This window comes from Nitrospirillum guaranorum, from assembly GCF_034653275.1.
Lineage (GTDB): Bacteria > Pseudomonadota > Alphaproteobacteria > Azospirillales > Azospirillaceae > Nitrospirillum.
Genome location: NZ_JAYEES010000003.1, coordinates 97,306 through 113,164, shown reverse-complemented (window position 1 = coordinate 113,164; position 15,859 = coordinate 97,306). Strand labels below are relative to the sequence as shown.

The 15,859-nt window shown below is 66.6% G+C and carries 17 protein-coding genes and 1 tRNA gene; 5 read left to right on the top strand and 13 right to left on the bottom strand.

All coding sequences use genetic code 11. The features are described from left to right. Positions 1 to 404: 404 nt before the first annotated feature. The 7 genes from UAJ10_RS09255 to UAJ10_RS09225 form a co-directional block, all read right to left on the bottom strand. Positions 405 to 1,589: an AAA family ATPase gene (locus UAJ10_RS09255; RefSeq protein ID WP_322915100.1), complete on the bottom strand. Its 1,185-nt coding sequence runs from the start codon at positions 1,587 to 1,589 to the stop codon at positions 405 to 407. Then, complete coding sequence (locus UAJ10_RS09250) at positions 1,586 to 2,125, bottom strand: hypothetical protein (protein ID WP_322915099.1); 540 nt, start codon at positions 2,123 to 2,125, stop codon at positions 1,586 to 1,588. The genes UAJ10_RS09255 and UAJ10_RS09250 overlap by 4 nt, the downstream gene beginning before the upstream one ends. After that, positions 2,122 to 2,601, bottom strand: coding sequence for a RuvC family protein (locus tag UAJ10_RS09245; protein ID WP_322915098.1), 480 nt, complete (start codon positions 2,599 to 2,601; stop codon positions 2,122 to 2,124). Before UAJ10_RS09245 ends, UAJ10_RS09250 begins: the two co-directional genes overlap by 4 nt. After that, positions 2,598 to 2,822: a hypothetical protein gene (locus tag UAJ10_RS09240; protein WP_322915097.1), complete on the bottom strand. Its 225-nt coding sequence runs from the start codon at positions 2,820 to 2,822 to the stop codon at positions 2,598 to 2,600. The genes UAJ10_RS09245 and UAJ10_RS09240 overlap by 4 nt, the downstream gene beginning before the upstream one ends. A 212-nt stretch (positions 2,823 to 3,034) precedes the next feature. Next, on the bottom strand, positions 3,035 to 3,316 hold the full coding sequence (locus UAJ10_RS09235) for a hypothetical protein (RefSeq protein ID WP_322915096.1): 282 nt from the start codon (positions 3,314 to 3,316) through the stop codon (positions 3,035 to 3,037). Positions 3,317 to 3,438: 122 nt separating this feature from the next. After that, positions 3,439 to 4,515, bottom strand: a complete 1,077-nt coding sequence (locus tag UAJ10_RS09230; protein ID WP_322915095.1) for a hypothetical protein — start codon at positions 4,513 to 4,515, stop codon at positions 3,439 to 3,441. Further along, positions 4,512 to 5,882, bottom strand: coding sequence for a tyrosine-type recombinase/integrase (locus UAJ10_RS09225; protein ID WP_322915094.1), 1,371 nt, complete (start codon positions 5,880 to 5,882; stop codon positions 4,512 to 4,514). Before UAJ10_RS09225 ends, UAJ10_RS09230 begins: the two co-directional genes overlap by 4 nt. Before the next feature lie 143 nt (positions 5,883 to 6,025). On the opposite strand from UAJ10_RS09225, the gene UAJ10_RS09220 reads away from it, so the two are divergent. From UAJ10_RS09220 to UAJ10_RS09205, 4 genes are all read left to right on the top strand, one after another. Then, positions 6,026 to 6,101 (top strand) — tRNA-OTHER (locus UAJ10_RS09220). Positions 6,102 to 6,249: 148 nt separating this feature from the next. Continuing rightward, on the top strand, positions 6,250 to 7,188 hold the full coding sequence (locus UAJ10_RS09215) for a S1/P1 nuclease (RefSeq protein ID WP_322915093.1): 939 nt from the start codon (positions 6,250 to 6,252) through the stop codon (positions 7,186 to 7,188). 161 nt (positions 7,189 to 7,349) lie between these two features. Further along, positions 7,350 to 8,996, top strand: a complete 1,647-nt coding sequence (locus UAJ10_RS09210; RefSeq protein ID WP_322915092.1) for an EAL domain-containing protein — start codon at positions 7,350 to 7,352, stop codon at positions 8,994 to 8,996. A 148-nt stretch (positions 8,997 to 9,144) separates the two neighbouring features. After that, positions 9,145 to 9,381 carry a hypothetical protein gene (locus tag UAJ10_RS09205; RefSeq protein WP_322915091.1) on the top strand — a complete coding sequence of 79 codons (237 nt, stop codon included), beginning with the start codon at positions 9,145 to 9,147 and terminating at the stop codon, positions 9,379 to 9,381. Positions 9,382 to 9,477: 96 nt separating this feature from the next. On the opposite strand, the gene UAJ10_RS09200 is transcribed toward UAJ10_RS09205, so the two are convergent. Then, positions 9,478 to 10,107, bottom strand: a complete 630-nt coding sequence (locus UAJ10_RS09200) for a YitT family protein (protein WP_322915090.1) — start codon at positions 10,105 to 10,107, stop codon at positions 9,478 to 9,480. Between the two features lie 317 nt (positions 10,108 to 10,424). Here UAJ10_RS09200 and UAJ10_RS09195 point away from each other — a divergent pair, with 317 nt between their 5' ends. Beyond that, positions 10,425 to 10,664 (top strand): hypothetical protein, encoded by a 240-nt coding sequence (locus UAJ10_RS09195; RefSeq protein WP_040846647.1) that lies wholly within the window; start codon positions 10,425 to 10,427, stop codon positions 10,662 to 10,664. 65 nt (positions 10,665 to 10,729) lie between these two features. On the opposite strand, the gene eat is transcribed toward UAJ10_RS09195, so the two are convergent. From eat to UAJ10_RS09170, 5 genes are all read right to left on the bottom strand, one after another. Continuing rightward, entirely contained in the window at positions 10,730 to 12,112 is a 1,383-nt protein-coding gene (gene eat / locus UAJ10_RS09190; RefSeq protein WP_322915089.1) for an ethanolamine permease, read from the bottom strand. Between the two features lie 90 nt (positions 12,113 to 12,202). Then, a complete protein-coding gene (locus UAJ10_RS09185) occupies positions 12,203 to 12,487 on the bottom strand; it encodes a transposase (protein WP_322915088.1) in 285 nt (94 codons plus the stop codon). 41 nt (positions 12,488 to 12,528) lie between these two features. Then, the gene (nagA, locus tag UAJ10_RS09180; RefSeq protein WP_322915087.1) at positions 12,529 to 13,674 is read right to left on the bottom strand and encodes an N-acetylglucosamine-6-phosphate deacetylase; all 1,146 of its coding nucleotides are present in this window, start codon (positions 13,672 to 13,674) and stop codon (positions 12,529 to 12,531) included. Further along, positions 13,674 to 14,714 (bottom strand): SIS domain-containing protein, encoded by a 1,041-nt coding sequence (locus tag UAJ10_RS09175; RefSeq protein WP_322915086.1) that lies wholly within the window; start codon positions 14,712 to 14,714, stop codon positions 13,674 to 13,676. The genes nagA and UAJ10_RS09175 overlap by 1 nt, the downstream gene beginning before the upstream one ends. 34 nt (positions 14,715 to 14,748) lie before the next feature. Next, positions 14,749 to 15,642, bottom strand: a complete 894-nt coding sequence (locus tag UAJ10_RS09170; RefSeq protein WP_322915085.1) for a glucosamine kinase nucleotide-binding domain-containing protein — start codon at positions 15,640 to 15,642, stop codon at positions 14,749 to 14,751. Positions 15,643 to 15,859 lie beyond the last annotated feature (217 nt).

Here is a 15,859-nt window from a genome sequence, read left to right as displayed (position 1 = left end):
TTAACAATCAGTTTCTGCCGTAAATAGGACGCCGAAATTTTTTCGGATGGGGACCGAGATTGCCGCCGATTGGCTGCTGGCTGAACGGGAATGCAAATCGAGGGAAGGGCGCGAAGCACGCGAACGAAAATTGGGCGGCCGGTTTGGCTCAATCTCCACATCTGGCATCCCCCCCTGTCCAAAGGACGCTTTCCGGTTGTCCGGCTCTCCGGGCTTTCCGATTTCTATACCCGCCAGCCGCTCCAAGATGAGGCGGCGGGTATATAGGGGTATGGGGGGCGCGAGAGAGCAACGCCTGAGCAATGATATCAATGACTTAAGAGGCGCCTGAGCACGCCTGAGCAAGGCGCCAGCAATCAATTATATCAATGGCTTAGCGAGACGCCTGAGCAGCGCCTGAGCAACTACTTCTCCCCTCCATCCGGTCGTCTGACGCCCATACGTGGGGTCCTATTAGCGTGGTAGCCAACAACGCCCGTTATCAGTTCGCCTCGATCGAATAGGGCGACCATGGCGCGCTGAAGTTCGGCCTTCTTCAAACCATGGGATAGCCCTTCCTTTGCGATCCTGTTGGGAAGCGAGTTGGCTTGCGCGGGGGCAGCGACCGCCGGGCGCCCCTGGGCGTTGAAGCGATCCACGGCAGCGAGAACGATATCCCTGGCATGGTTGTCGCGATCTAATCGGTCAACGATGTCAGGGCCGTTGGCGCGGTTGGGGACGAAGACGCCGCCTTGCCATGTGAGGCCGATGTCGCTCCCTACCGGGCCATAGTTGGCCTTCTTGGTGGCCAGAACTCGGGCGTCAGGGTCGGCCGGGGCGCCATCGTCATTAGAGGGCTTGGTCAGGTACAAGCGGCTCCGGACCACGGCGTTCCAAGCCGTGGAACCGGACAATCCAGAGCCCTCCGCCATGCCGGCACGGGATGGGTGGCCACACACAAGAACAGCCGCGCCTGTTGACAGAGCCAACGACCGCAGCAGACCACCGAAGCGGTGAACCTCAGTCCTGGCATTCTCATTGCCGGGGAAGAAGTCGTAGAGGCTGTCGAGTACAATCAACTCCGCGCCCAACTCCCTGGCTCGGTTCCGGATGGAATGGAAGAAAGGGGTCGCGTCGGCGCCTTCACCGGGACGGCCGAAGGCTAATAGGGCGTTGTCTTCACCCACCCGGCCGGCGATTTCGATGTGCTCCAGGTCCCCAAGATCCACACCATAAGCGCTCGCGATGTCCGCTAGCCTGCGATGGAGTTCGTCATCTTCATCCTCGCAGAAGATTCCCAGGGTTTTCACTCGTCGGCATTCGCGACCCAGCCAGGGAACGCCCAGCGCGGAGCTGGCGAGCAGTTGGAGGGCGAGCAGGGTCTTGCCCAAACCGCCGTCGCCGGTCAGTAGGGTCACGTTGCGCAAGGGGAGCAAGTCCGGCACCAGCCATTGCCGCTCCGGCACAGGCCTTCCCGCCCATGATGCGGCGCAGACGGTTTCCAGACGTGCGATGAGACCGTTGGGGTTGGCCGGGCCGCTATCGCGACGACGGCGGTTCCCGCCGAAGGGAGTCTCCTCCGGCGGGGCGCTGTAGGGGTTCCGGTTCAAGCCGCAGCCCTCCAGGATTGCGCGACGGTGATGCGTGGCCTGTGCCAGCGAGCGCACTCCTCCATCCGGTTCTGCAGTTGCCGCGCCAGGCCGGGCGTGGCGCAGGTGATGGCGGGCGCCTGGCCGATCCACCGTCGGGGATCGCAACTCCAATCTATGATGCACGCGCCGCTGCCCCGGGCGCGAATCCAGTCCAGGGGGTGGCGGTGGAGTTGGAGCGCATGGCCGTAGACCACCGCGTGCTCAACCTGTTCCAACCCGAGGACGGGGCAGGTCCCATAGACGGGCTGCCAGGTTTCGGGCTTTTCCGGGTCGATCTGCACCATGTCCCGGATCTCAGCCCAGCCGGGCGCGTCCTCTTCCCAGTCCGCCCAGCCGGCCGGCACCACCAGCGTGCCGTCGAGCACGCCCACCAAGGTCGGGCGCCATAGGGCGGTGGCCGGCACGCCAGCGGCCAAAAGCCGCTGGGCGTGGCCCCAGGAGACGCGCACTTCGGCGCGGGCGAACTCGACTTCCAAGGAGGGACGATCCGTCATGCTGCACCTCCTTGGCGCTGACCGTAGAGGGCGATCAGTGCCGCCTCGGCCCGGCCGTCGTGCTTCTTCAGCGGCCACAGGCCGGCGTGGCGGGGCAGGAGTTGCGATGCCCGGGCGCGGGCGCCATCCTTGCCCGCCGGGCAGCCCATGGCGCGCTTCCAGGACTGGGGCGTCACCAGGGTCACAGGAATGAAGTGGGCCGCCAGCAGCCCTTGCAACGCGCCGTAGCAGGTGCCGAACTTGAACATCGAGGCGACGCCTTGGCCCGGCATCGCGCCGACCCGTTCCAGGAAGGCGACGGGCGCAGTCGCCTTGGTCAGGTTGTCGAAGATGGTTGCCAGGGCCGACAGGTCCAGTTCAGTGCGGGTCAACCGGTGGGTGGGCATATCGTGGACGGTGAGCCCGCCGTCCGCCGACAGGATGGCAATCGCCCCGGACAAGCCGGGGTCGATGCCGATGATCAGGGGGGCGGTCATGCGGCACCCCCTGCGTCATCCATGTTGGTCAAGATGATGCGCAACCGGTTCGCATAGCTCGCGATGGTCGCGGCGGCATCGGGCTGGCCGTGGAACGACGCGACATCAGCGTGGATGTCGCGGAGCAGCCCCCGCAAGGCCGCCTCGGTGCTGGGCCGGGGCGGCATCATGCGGACCAGTGGGGCCTGCGGCCGGGCTCGGAAGTGGATCACGTCACCCATGGGCCACCGCCTGGCGGAAGCCGGCCAATTCCGCGATGGTGCGCGCCGTCGCCGCGTTGAAGCCGCAGCGGTGCGCGATACGCCGCGCTGCCAAGTCTTCCAGGATGAGGGGGAGGGTGATATCGTTGCGACCGGTGGAGCGACCAAACTCACCAATCACAACCCCCGGACCCATCTGGCGCGCCAACGCCTGCTTGGGCCGGGGGTTCGTTTTAGGCCGCATACCGGGCACCCCGCGGGGTCTTGCGCCGGCGGGCGGTGGGAGTGGCGGAGCGCGACGTTTCCCGCGACAGCAGCCAGGCCCGAATGGCCTCGATGCGATAGTACTTGCGCCCTCGGAGAGCGATGAATGGGAGCCCCTCTTCGATTAACCGCGCGAAGGTGCGGTCTGACATCGGGTACCCGTTGCGCCCGAGAGCGGCTTTAGCCTGCTCGCGGTCAAGTAGGCCATGGAAAATGTCGATAGACGGCTTAGCCGTTTCACTGTCCAGCACGCTCGTTCTCCTTGACAAAAACACCGCATACGGTGCCAAGACAAGGGGCATTTTTTGGCAGAGCGTCGGATATTGAAAGGAACCGGCCGGAACTGACAGGAACCGGCCTATGAGAGCCTCTATTATTCCAGCTGCAGCTGAGCCTTGATCCAGTTCGTGCCGATTGGTAGCGGATTGTTTTTATGCCGCGTTTTAGCAACCCATTCAGCTAGTGCTCTCGCGATTTCGTCACCGGAAACGCCGTCATAGAGCGGATATTCGCCGTTAATTTTCCTTTTTGCCACTTCTGCCCAGAAAATATCAAATGGAGAGAGATGCGACGTAGTTGGGGTTTTTGCCTTTACGGCGTATCCAGTCATATGTAGGGCATACTTTATCCTTGGTTGGATCATGGTTTCGCCGATTTTTTTGTTACCTTCGACGGTCCAATTATACATATCATCAAAGAATTTCTGCTCGTTGAAGGAATTTTGGCTCATTTCTCCGAGCCGGCGTATTATCTCTTTCCAAAAATCGTTAACATCTTCCCTGTTCTGCCCTCCCCCACGAATTCTTTGATAATCATCGTCCGCCACATGCTCGTATGGTTGCTCTATATCCAACCTATCAAGCTCCCGCTCTGCCATCGGCGAACTCTCAATAAACTTAAGAATTATATCTTGGACGGTTACTTTCAGATTTTCGGCCAACATAATGTAATTTTTTCGTCCAAAGCCAAGATCTGAGGTGAATATGCGCTTTGCTCGCGCCGGATCCTGGTTAATATTCGGCGCGCCCCAGAAGATTTTTATGCTATCAGTACGATCAAGACCAAGCGTGTTTTCGTAGGGGTAGCCAGGAAGACTATTTAAGTCCAACCCAAACTGGCTAACTTCATCAAGTCCATTCCAGGTTCCATATGGAGAAGATCTGCCATCTTCCCAAATGCTAAGCGAATCTGCGGTACATAATATTTCACCTTTTAGTAGAGAGGTTTCAATAAGATTTTGTGCCAGCGCCACATGCACACGCTTTTCGCCAAGGAAGTTGGCGACAAGTGCCCCAGCTTCTTTCAGGCTTATTAAGCGTAGCTTGGGAATCCCATTGGGGCGAACTTCGTCGATCATCCGCTTTGCGAACCATCGGCCAATTGTATCGAGGAATGCCTCCGGGAAATCATCCTCGATATCTTCTGTTCCCAGAACCTCTGAGCGCGTCATTTCACCCGCTCCTGAATGTTCACAACTTCAGCGGTCGGCCGAGCCGTAGATTCCAAAATCGCACCCACGCGCTCCGTAGCCGCCCGCAATGGATCGTCCATCAAATGGGCGTATCGGGCTGTCGTTTGGGCTTGGGTATGCCCCAACAGCGCGCCGATGATCGGCAGGGACAGGCCAGCACTGACCAAGATGCTCGCGTAGGTGTGGCGCAGGTCATGAACCCTCACGTCCGTCAGGCCGGCGGGGATGCTCTCGCCTGGGCGTCCTGCCCATTCCGCCTTGGCGGCGTCCAACCACTCCCTGTATGTCGGCAGACGCCCCAGCTTCGCCTGCAGCGCGGCTGCAATTCGGCCCGCCAGCGTCTCCGGCTGGGCAGCAAACAGGCTGACCGACGCTAGCTCAGTGACGGCGCGCCAGAACGATGAGATGTCCTTCATCGGCCTAGTGGGCGTGTCGCCGGGAAACACGAAAGGGCTGCGCTTGGCCGGCGCGACCTTCTCCGCTTGGGCCCGCATTTCGGCCAAGAGCTGGCGGGCTGGTGCGCTCAAGGGCACGCGGTGTTCCGTCTTCTGTTTGGTGGTGGCGCCTGGCTTCACCCACAGGCCGGCCGTCAGGTCGAATTGATCCCATCGCGCACTCAGCACTTCGCCACGGCGGGCACCGGTGAGAAGGAGGAGGCGCACGACGTTGGCGCTGCTGCGCTCACGGTGGGCCTGCAGCACCTCGGTCAATGCCACCAGTTCGACGCCGGAGAGATAGCGCTTGCGCTTCTCCTCGGCGTTCTTGTCGACACCCTTGACCGGGTTGTCGGTGCGCACCTCCCATTTGATGGCCAGGTTGAACAGCTTCGACAACAGGGACAGGACCCGATTGGCGGCATAAGGGGCCGTCCGGCTGATATCCTGGTGCAGGCGATCCACATCGGAGAATCGGACGTCGGCCACCTTCATCTTACCCAGGCGCGGCAGCACATGAACGCGCAGGTTCCGCTCGTCTTCCTTGGCGCTGCCGGCGCGCTTCTTGGGTAGATGCTCCTCCCGATAGCGCTCCGCCAAGTCCAGCACCGTCGGCGCCGCGCGGCGGGCGTGTCGGTCGCCCATAGGATCCTCCCCCAGGTCGACTTGGCGTTTCAGCTCTTTCGCTCGACTGCGTGCCGTTTCCACCGGCCAGTCTGGCCAGCTCCCGATGGTGATGCGCCGTTCCCTGCCGCCCTCGGCCCGATAATTCAGGACGAAGGACACTTTTCCTAGGGCGGTGACCCGGGCCCCGAACCCGCTGACTTCGCTGTCGTAGGTGATCTTATTTCCGCTTGCCGGGGGCTCCAGCCCCTTGACAACGCGCTCGGTTAATTTGACGGCCATCGCCATCCTTTCGTACCGTGTCCGCACCTGTGTCCGCACAGATGGCGGCAAACTCTGGCAATTAGAGTCGCACCTTTGGCTATGCTTGGCAAGGAAAAGTGCTGTGATGACAATGGGTTCTGAGGTTATATCGCCCAGAGGCGCGGAAAGCCTAGCCGGCAGTTTTCAGACTCAAAATCTGTTGGCCGCAAGGTCGTGTTGGTTCGAGTCCGACCGGGGGCACCACTTCAATCCTTTGAAATCGCCGACTGTCAAAGATGGCCCTCCTGGGGCCATTTTTTGTGTCCGCGCCCAGCGCCCCGCTGTCGCACCCGACATGACAGCGCAATGTTAAGCGGTTAATTTGGCGGCCTTCTCCAGATCGGGACCCTCCATGACCGCCTTTCGCCGCCTCGCCATCGCCGCCGCCATGTCCACCGCCGCCGTCACCCTCACCGCCGGGCCGGCGCTGGCCTGGGGCCCCAACGGGCATGCCATCGTCGGCGACATCGCGCAGGACCGGCTGACGCCCAAGGCCAAGGCGGTGGTGGACCAGCTGCTGTCGCTGGAGGGTCACCACACCCTGGATGAGGTGGCGAGCTGGCCGGACACCGTGGGCCACCTGCCCAAGGACAAGGGCGGCCTGCCCGACACGCTGCCCTGGCACTATGTCGACGTGCCCACCGACCAGCCGGCCTATGACGCCGCCCGCGACTGCGCCGACGACAACTGCGTGCTCGCCCGCCTGCCGGAACAGGCCCGCCTGCTGGCCGACACCAAGGCGGCGCCCGAGGCGCGGCTGGCCGCGCTGAAGTGGGTGGTGCATCTGGTGGGCGACCTGCACCAGCCCCTGCATGCCGCCGAGCGTAACCACGACAAGGGCGGCAACGACGTCAAGGTCCGCTATTTCGATGACGACCGGAACGGTCACCTGAACCTGCATTCGGTGTGGGATGGCTCCATCGTCGACCGTGAGCTGGGCCTGTCCGTGAACAAGGACTATTCCATCGACCTGGCCAAGGCCAAGGCGGCCGCCGCCACGCTGGAGCCCGCCATCACCGCCTATGACGCCAAGGCGTGGACGCCCAAGACGCCGTCCACCAAGCCCCCGTTCAAGGGCGCCGGCCTGGACAAGGCCGTGCAGGCCTGGGGCGAGGAAAGCCACGGCCTGGCCCGCGACGTGGTCTATGGCCTGCTGCGGGCGCCGGAATCCGATGGGGTCGAGCGCCTGGCCCAGGGTTACGAGACTGCCGCCTGGCCGCTGGTCCGCATGCGCCTGGAAATGGCCGGCGTGCGCCTGGCCTGGGTGGTGAACCAGGCGGTCGGGCGCTGAAACCACAGGAGCCATCGTCACCCTGAAGGATGCGGAAAGTCGGTGCGGCGGCGCGGGGTGGGCGCCGCCGTTACCGCCCTTCACGCGATGTTAAACATGCCGGGACCAGGATGCGGCGCATGGGGCCACCCTTGCGCCCTTTCGCCCGGGAAGCAGTGAGTATGAAGCGGATTCAGCGGTATCTGGGATTCGCCTTCGCCAACGCCGACCTGCTGATGGAGGTGGATGGCGACGGCGCGGTGCAGTTCGCCGCCGGTGCCGCCCTGGCGCTGACCGGCCACAGCGACGCCGAACTGGCGGGCCGCGCGCTGGCGGACCTGCTGGCGCCGGCCGACCGCGCCCTGGTGCGCCGCGTGCTGGGCGCCCTGGGCGACAATGGCCGCGGCAGCCCCCGGCCGGTGCGCCTGCGGCGGCGCGACGGGCGGGAGGTGGTCTGCGCCCTGGCCGCCTACCGCATGCAGGGCAGCCCCTTGGTGAGCGTAACCTTCTGTCAGCTGGCCGCCGGCGCGGCGGCGTTGCCGGCGCCCCAGGATGTCGATCCCGCGACCGAGTTGCTGACCCCGGCCGCCTTCGCCCAGGCGGCGGCCGTCAACTTCGCCCCCGGTGGCGTGGAGCCGCCGGCCTGCGGCGCCTTGACCTTGCTGGAGATGAACAACCTGGCCGACGTCCGCACCCGCCTCACGGCCGAGGCGGACGGCCAGCTGATGACGGAGATCGGGGCCGTCTTCCGCCAGCATGGCGGGGCCGTGGCCGGCCGCGTGGCCGACCACCGCTTCGGCGTCATGGCCACCGCCAGCCTGGCGGAGCAGATCACCCGCGACATCGCCCGCGTCGCCGCCGACCTGGGCCTGGACCAGCCGCTGGAGGTGGACGCCCGCACCCTGGACAGCAACAGCTTCGGTCTCAGCCGCGCCGACCGGTCGCGCCTGCTGCTGCACGCCCTGCGCCGCTTCGCCGAGGCGGGTGCTGGCGCGGTGGACATGCTGTCGGGCCAGTCGGCCGCGGCTGGCTTCGTCCAGGACGCGGTGGGTTGCCTGGCCCGCCTGCGCGACGATCTGGGCGGCAACCGCCTCTCCCTGGTGTTTGAGCCCATCGTCGATCTCAAGACCGGGCGCATGCACCATCTGGAGGTGCTAAGCCGCTTCAATGGCGACCGCCCCGGTTCCGTCATCACCCTGGCGGAAGAGCTGGGCGTCATCAACGACGTGGACATGCTGGTGTGCAGCCTGGCGATGCGCGAGCTGGAAACGGCGCCTGCGGACATCATCCTGGCGGTGAACCTATCGGCCGTGTCCGTCGGCTCCGACCTGTTCATGCAATCGTTGCTGGCCCAGCTGAAGACCCAGCCCGGCCTGTCCGGCCGCCTGATGTTCGAGGTGACGGAAACCGGCAACCTGGGCGATCTGGACAGGGCGCGGAACGTGCTGGCGGCCGTGCGCCGCCTGGGCCATCCCCTCTGCCTGGACGATTTCGGCGTGGGCATGGCCTCGTTCACCTATATCCGCGCGCTGGACTTCGACCATGTGAAGCTGGACGGCAGCTTCATCGCCAAAATGTGCGTGAACAAGCGGGAGGAGGCCATCGTGACCGGCATGCTGGCCCTGTGCCGGGGCTTGGGCGTCACCGCCATCGCCGAGCATGTGGAGACACCGGAGCAGATGCTGCGCCTGCGCGGCCTGGGGTGCGCCCTGGGCCAAGGCTGGCTGTTCTCCAAGGCGTTGGACCGGCCGCGGCGGCTGGATGTGGATTTGCGTCCCCTGAGCCGCCCCTCGGGCTGGCGGCCCACGGTGATCGATGCCGGTGGCTGAGGGCATGGTTTGGCGATCCATCTGCTTTATCAGATAAATACTCGTGCCGATTACTTGATGTGCGTCAAATAGGTGGACCAATACCAGAGAACAGTTGCGGAGGAAGTCGCCCGGGATTTTCATGGGACTATCAAGGTGGAGGTGTCCCATGACCCAGTACAGCACCTATTCCCTCGTTTTGAGGGAGCACATCGCGGATCTCGACCCCCTCATCGACCGGTGGACCAGCGGGCATTTCCTGCTGAGCGGCGCCGCCCATGACGAGGCTGAGGAATTTGTGGACCGTCTCAAGGAGTTGCGGGCCGACCTGGTCAGCCGCATGACGCGGCCGGATCTGGACGGCCGCACAGCCTCCCAGGTCGCCGACGGCATGACGGTCCGTTAGCGGCGGCAGGGAAATTCCCGTCACCCGCGCTCCGCCCCGGTGGCGGACGCGGGGCCGGGTGGTTTTGCGCCCGGCGTCCGCACGGCTGGCCAATCGTCAGCGCGCCGGGTCGGCGGTCAGGCCCAGGTAGCGGTCGGCGCGGTGGTTCATGGCCACGATCATGTTGGCGACAACCGCGCCCATGACCGACAGGGCCAGGCGCTGGGGCGTCAGCACGAAGCAGGCGGCCGCCAGGATGGCCGCGTCCAGGCCCAGCTGGACATAACCGGCGCGGATGCCGAAGCGTTCCTGCAGGTACAACGCCAGGATGTTGATGCCGCCCAGGCCGATGCGGTGGCGGAACAGGATCAGCAGGCCGGTGCCGATCAACCCCCCGCCGGCCAACGCCGCGTAGACCGGGTTCAGCAGGGCGAAATCCACCCAACCGGGCGTCAGCCGCGTTTCCACCGTCACCAGACAAACGGCGGCGAAGGTCCGCGCGGTGAAGCGCCAGCCCATGCGCCGCCAGGCCAGGACGTAGAAGGGCAGGTTCAGCACGAAGAAGAACATCCAGAAGCCCTGGTCGGTCACATAATGCAACAGCAGCGCCAAGCCGGCGATGCTGCCCACCAGCAGCGTCGCCTTGGCGTACAGGACGGTCCCCAGCGAGACGAGCAGCGTGCCGATGCCCAGCGCCGCCAGGTCCTCATAAGATTTGTGGCGCTGTTGATTGACCGGATGCATCATTCATCATCCAACAAATACTATGAATTTCCCATCTTATATTGAAATTTCTTGGGGCGTGATCTTCAATAATCACACGGCAGGTCATTCGCTATGACGGGCCGCCGTGAAAGGCACCGGGAGGGGGTGGGACGTCCGCCATAGGTCATCGCCCCCTGGCCAGGATCGTCCGCCGGACGTAGCCGGCCGCACCTAGTCGGACCGCATAGGAGCTGGGGGCGTTACGGGCTTTCGGCGTAGGGGCCTTGAACCATTGCCCCGTTGCCGATCTTCCCCGCGTTTGAAAGGCTTGAGAGACGCATCACAGCAGGAGGAAAGCCATGAGCACGAACCAGAGCGCCGCGTACGCCCGCATCCTGCAGGAGCGCATCGCCGACCTGGATCCCCTGATCGAACGGTGGAGCAGCGACAGCCTGATTTTGACCGATACCGCCGGTGACGAGGCCGAGGAATATCTGGAACGGCTGAAGGTGGTGCGCGCCGAGATGGCCGGCCGCCTGGGCCGCCCCGACCTGGAGGTGCCCACCCCGGGCATCACCAACAGCATGCTGGCGCGCTGACGCCGACAGCGTGTCAAGACGGCAATGAAGCGGCCCGGGCGCCTTCGCCCGGGCCATTCATCTTTCTACAGGCTGGTTTCAGTCACGGGCCGCACGGCCGCCCCCTGCCGACGAAGGACGGTCAGGCGGCAGTACAGCCAACCCAGGGCCAGCAGGGCCACGAAAACCCCGAACAGCACCAGATTGTAATAGATCATCGCCGCCAGGCACAGGCAGGCCAGGCCCAGCGCCACGGCCGGTACCAGGGGGTATCCCGGCGCCCGGAAGGGGCGCTCCATGTCCGGCGCCATACGGCGCAGGCGGAACAGGCTGGCCATGCTGATGATGTACATGACGATGGCGCCGAACACCGACAGGGTGACGATGTTGGCCGTCAGCGGCTGGCCGCCGAAGGCCAGCACCTCATCGGAAAAGATGGCGGCGATGCCCACCACGGCACCCGCCAGGATGGCCCAATGCGGCGTGCGCCGCGTGGGATGCAGGCGGCTCAGGCCCGCCGGCAGGAAGCCCGCGCGGGCCAATGCGAAGATCTGGCGGGAATAGCCCATGATGATGCCGTGGAAGCTGGCCACCAGGCCGAACAGGCCGATCCACACCAGCATGTGCAGCCAGCCGCTGTCCGCCCCCACCACCGCCTTCATGGCCTGGGGCAGGGGGTCGTTGATGTTGGCCAGGTCGCGCCAGTCGCCCACCCCGCCCGCCAGCACCATCGTGCCGAAGGCGAGCGCGACCAGGGTCAGGATGCCGGCGATGTAGGCGCGGGGGATGGTGCGCGCCGGGTCCTTGGCCTCTTCCGCCGCCATGGCCGCGCCCTCGATGGCCAGGAAGAACCAGATGGCGAAGGGGATGGCGGCGAAGATGCCGCCCAGGGCCGGGGCCGAAAGGGGGCCGGCGTCGCCCGACCAGCCGTGGGCGGCGAAGTGGCCCCAGGTGAAGCCTGGCGACACCACGCCCATGAACACCAGCAGCTCGGCGATGGCCAGCAAGGTGACACACAGCTCGAACGTGGCGGCGATGGTGACGCCGGCGATGTTCAGGGCGGCGAAGACGCCATAGGCGCCCACGGCCGCCAGCTTGGGGCTCAGACCGGGGAACTGGACATTGAGGTAGGCGCCGATGGCCAGGGCGATGGCCGGCGGGGCGAAGACGAACTCGATCAGCGTGGCGTAGCCAGCGATGAAGCCGCCCAGCGGCCCGAAGGCGCGATGGCTGTAGGCGAAGGGGCCGCCGGCGTGCGGGATGGCGGTGGTCAGTTCGGTGAAGCTGAAGATGAAGGTGGTGTACAGCACCGCCACCAAGATGGTGGTGGCGAGGAAGCCCAGCGTGCCGGCCTGGGCCCAGCCATAGCTCCACCCGAAATACTCGCCGGAGATCACCAGCCCGACGGCGATGCCCCAGAGATGCCACCCGCCCAGGCTTTTGCTCAGCCCGGCCCCGTCCGTCGCCATGCCCCTTGCCCCCGTTTCGGCCCCGTTTCGCATTCGGGGCCAGTATGCCCAGGAAACCAAGGTGTGGGGGAGGGGGGATTCGCCTGCGTTTTAGGCGAAGGCGAGACTGCCCAAGGATTGGGCGTCGGTGGTGCCCGCCGTCAGTTGCGCCAGCTGTCGCCGCAGGGCGGCGTTCTCCTCCTCCAGCCGCGTCAGGCGGCGACGCAGGTCGGCATCGCCGGGCGCCTGGGCCTGGTCGCGGCGCCAGCGATAATAGGTCATGCGGCTGACGCCCAGGATGCGCGCCACGTCCACCACCTTCGCCCCCTGCTCCAGCAGGCCGTCGGCCTTGGCCAGGCACTGCGCGATCTCCTCGGCGGAATGATTCCGTTTCATTGCCCCTCTCCCGCTCTTGGCCCTGCTCGTCTTCTTTGGCCCTACCGTTCCGCGCCGGCGCTCCACACCCGCCGCACGGTCAGGGCCTGCGACAGCTCCACGAAGTCCGCCCGCGCGCCCGGCGTGATGCGGCCCAGATCGTCCAGCCCCAGGAAGGTGGCCGGCACGCGCGCCGCCATGGTCAGGGCCGTCTCCGGCGCAACGCCCATCAGGCGGATGGCCCCGCGCACGGCCGCCGCCATGTCGATGTCGGCCCCGGCCAGCACGCCGTCCGCCGTCACCAGCCGTCCGTCGCGGCGGTAGATGGTGTGGCCGTAAAGCTCGAAGCTGTCGACGTCGGTGCCGGTGGGCGACATGGCGTCGGTCACCAGGAACACCCGGTCGGGCCCCTTGGCCGCCAGGGCCAGGCGCAGCATGGCGCCGTGGACGTGCACGCCGTCGGCGATGACGCCGCACCAGCCGCGCGGGCTGGACAGGGCCGCCCCGGCGATACCCGGTTCCCGGTTCATCAAGGGGGGCATGGCGTTGAACAGGTGGGTGAAGCCGGTCAGGCCGTGGTTCAGCGCGCTATCGGTGCGGGCGTAGGTGGCGGCGGAATGGCCGCCGGCCAGGATAAGGCCGGCCTCCGCCAGCCTCGCCAGGGTCTCATCACCAACCACTTCGGGCGCCAGCGTCAGCAGCACGCGGCCCCCGGGAAAGCGCGCGGGCAGGCCCAGCAGGAACGCGATGTCCTCGTCCGTGGGGGCGCGGACATAGGCGGCCTCATGCACGCCCCGGCGCTCCATGTTCAGGAAGGGGCCTTCCAGATGGATGCCGACCACGCCGCCGCCGGGGACCTGGGCGGCCTCCGCGGCCGCGTCCACCGCCAGGCGCCACTTGCCGGCGGCGTCGGTGATGAAGGTGGGCAGCAGGGACGTGGTGCCGAAGCGGCGGTGGGCGCTGGCGATGGCCAGGGCCGCCGCCGCCGTCGGCGTCTCATTGAACAGCACGCCGCCGCCGCCGTTCACCTGGGTGTCGACGAAGCCCGGCGCCAACAGGCTGTCGGGCTCCAGGGCCACTTCCTCCACGGCGCCGGCCGGCGGCCGGGGTAGAAGGTCCAGCACGCGGCCCTCCTCCACCAGGACGCCGATGCCCTCCAGTGTCTGATCGCCGGTGAAGACCGGGCACCCGTGGAAGAAAGTCCGCATCACACCGTCTCCGTCACCTTGCGCAGGTTGGGCGGCACGTCGGGGTCCAGGCCCCGGGCGCGCGCCACCTTGTGGATGGCCATGTAGAAGCTGGCGACCGCCGCCAGGGGCCCGACCTCCGCCGGCAGGCCCGCCACCACGGGCAGGGCCTCCACACCGTCGATGCCGGTCTCGGTGGCCAGGATGGGGGCGCCCAGGCCCGCCGCCTTGGCCAGGGTGCCGCGCGTCACCTCCGCCGTCACGTCGTCCTGGGTCAGCGCCAGGATGGGGAAGCCGGGGCCCACCAGGGCGAAGGGGCCGTGCACCACCTCGGCGGCGCTGAAGGCCTCGGCATGCAGGCGCGACGTCTCCTTGCACTTCAGCGCGATTTCGGCGGCCGCCCCACTGCCGATGCCCCGGCCCAGGACATAGAGGCCGGTGGCCAGCTCCAGCCGGCGCAGGCCGGGGTACCAATCCAGGGCCACGGCGGCGTCCAGCCAGCCGGGGACCTTGGCCACCGTGTCCAGCAGGCCGGCATCCTCCCGCCAATGGGCCACCAGCTGCAGGAAGGCGACGCAGGCGGTCAGGTAGGATTTGGTGGCCGCAACACTCTTCTCCGGCCCGGCGCACAGCGGGATGAAGACGTCGGCCAACTCGGCCAGGGGGGAGGTCTCGTCGTTGACGAAGCCTACCACCAGGGCGCCGCCGGCCTTGGCCGCCTCCGCCAGGCGCAGCAGGTCGGGGCTGCGGCCGGACTGCGACACCGCCACGAACAGGGCGCCCTCCATCTGCAGCGGCGCGTTGTAGAGCGAGATGACGGACGGCCCGACGGAGGCGACCGGAACGCCCACCCGGGTTTCGATCAGGTACTTGCCGTAGGCGGCGGCGTGGTCGCTGCTGCCCCGGGCGCAGGTGATGACCACCTTGGGCTTCAGCGCGCGCAGGCGGACGCCCAGATCACGGAACAAGGGGGCGGCGCGCTCGATCTGGCGGGCGCTGGCGGCACCGGACTCGGCGGCCTCGATGGCCATCAACGGGGTGGGATGGGCGGCGGCGGTCATGATGGTTCCTGTGTGGCGATATCGGTGTGTGTCGTCATGCGGCGCGCTCCGCCAGGTGGCGGGCGGCAGCGCGGGCCAGGTGCAGGCCGCCGTCCAACGCGTCGCCCCGGGCCGGCACCAGCAGGCGCCGGGCCCAGGGGGCCATCCACGGCTCGATCACCGGGGCCAGGCCGCCCATCAGGCAGACCTTGGGGGCGCCCAGCTCCACCAGGCGGCGGACATGGGCGGTCAACTGGCCGGCGGCGGCCTCCACCAGCTGGGTGGCGACCGGATCGCCGGCGGCGGCGAAATCCAGGGTCAGGGGCGCCAGCGTGCCATAGTCGCCGGGCCTGGCCATGCCGGCCCAGGCCACCACGGCGGCGGGATCACCCCCCAGTCGCGTCAGCACATGCAGGGTGAAGGGGGTGTGCGGCCCCAGGCCGTCATGGCCGCGCAGGGCGGCGCGCGCCGCCTCCCGCCCCAGATGGGCGCCGCTGCCCTCGTCCGACACCTCGAAGCCCCAGCCGCCCACCGGCCGGCCGATGCCGCCCACCAGGGCGTAGCCGATGCTGCCGGTGCCGGCGATCAGGATGGCGCCGTCGGCCCCATCGAAGGCGCCCAGGCAGGCGGTGTGGGCGTCGTTACGGGCGTTGATGCCGGCGAAGCGCAGGGGGGCGCCGGCCTCCACCGCGCGCTCATCCTCCGCCCGGCAGATGCCGGCCAGGCCCAGGCCGACATGGGCGCGGGGCAGGGCGTCGCGGCCCAGGCCCGCCTGGGCCAGCGCCTGGTCGCACGCGGCCAGGATGGCCGCCCAGCTGACCTCCAGGCCCAGCCGGATGTTGGCGGGACCGCCCCGGCCCTCGCCCAGCCGGTCGCCGGCGGCGTTGGTCAGCCGCGCGCGGCAACCGGTGCCACCGCCATCCACGCCCATGTAGAGAAAGTCGCCCATTGCCGGACCTGTTGTTTGGAGATGTGATAATACCAAATATGGACCAGATCAGAAATCCCGGCTGTGAGATTGGCGGCCACGCCGCCCAACCTTGCCCGGAAAATACCGCCGAAACCGTCAAAGTGACGCACATAAACTATAAGAAACAAAGCACTAACGCCGAATTGGTGAGGGCCGTCGGTCCCGCTACGAAACGCGGCGGTATAAGTCCAGGAAA

What these genes read in the sequence shown, in the direction of transcription:
- UAJ10_RS09200 (WP_322915090.1), bottom strand. Translation starts at nt 10,107, where the DNA reads ATGATGCATCCGGTCAATCAACAGCGCCACAAATCTTATGAGGACCTG.
- UAJ10_RS09195 (WP_040846647.1), top strand. Translation starts at nt 10,425, where the DNA reads ATGAGCACGAACCAGAGCGCCGCGTACGCCCGCATCCTGCAGGAGCGC.
- UAJ10_RS09250 (WP_322915099.1), bottom strand. Translation starts at nt 2,125, where the DNA reads ATGACGGATCGTCCCTCCTTGGAAGTCGAGTTCGCCCGCGCCGAAGTG.
- UAJ10_RS09185 (WP_322915088.1), bottom strand. Translation starts at nt 12,487, where the DNA reads ATGAAACGGAATCATTCCGCCGAGGAGATCGCGCAGTGCCTGGCCAAG.
- nagA (WP_322915087.1), bottom strand. Translation starts at nt 13,674, where the DNA reads ATGCGGACTTTCTTCCACGGGTGCCCGGTCTTCACCGGCGATCAGACA.
- UAJ10_RS09215 (WP_322915093.1), top strand. Translation starts at nt 6,250, where the DNA reads ATGACCGCCTTTCGCCGCCTCGCCATCGCCGCCGCCATGTCCACCGCC.
- UAJ10_RS09225 (WP_322915094.1), bottom strand. Translation starts at nt 5,882, where the DNA reads ATGGCGATGGCCGTCAAATTAACCGAGCGCGTTGTCAAGGGGCTGGAG.
- UAJ10_RS09230 (WP_322915095.1), bottom strand. Translation starts at nt 4,515, where the DNA reads ATGACGCGCTCAGAGGTTCTGGGAACAGAAGATATCGAGGATGATTTC.
- UAJ10_RS09210 (WP_322915092.1), top strand. Translation starts at nt 7,350, where the DNA reads ATGAAGCGGATTCAGCGGTATCTGGGATTCGCCTTCGCCAACGCCGAC.
- UAJ10_RS09170 (WP_322915085.1), bottom strand. Translation starts at nt 15,642, where the DNA reads ATGGGCGACTTTCTCTACATGGGCGTGGATGGCGGTGGCACCGGTTGC.
- UAJ10_RS09205 (WP_322915091.1), top strand. Translation starts at nt 9,145, where the DNA reads ATGACCCAGTACAGCACCTATTCCCTCGTTTTGAGGGAGCACATCGCG.
- eat (WP_322915089.1), bottom strand. Translation starts at nt 12,112, where the DNA reads ATGGCGACGGACGGGGCCGGGCTGAGCAAAAGCCTGGGCGGGTGGCAT.
- UAJ10_RS09240 (WP_322915097.1), bottom strand. Translation starts at nt 2,822, where the DNA reads ATGGGTGACGTGATCCACTTCCGAGCCCGGCCGCAGGCCCCACTGGTC.
- UAJ10_RS09175 (WP_322915086.1), bottom strand. Translation starts at nt 14,714, where the DNA reads ATGACCGCCGCCGCCCATCCCACCCCGTTGATGGCCATCGAGGCCGCC.
- UAJ10_RS09245 (WP_322915098.1), bottom strand. Translation starts at nt 2,601, where the DNA reads ATGACCGCCCCCCTGATCATCGGCATCGACCCCGGCTTGTCCGGGGCG.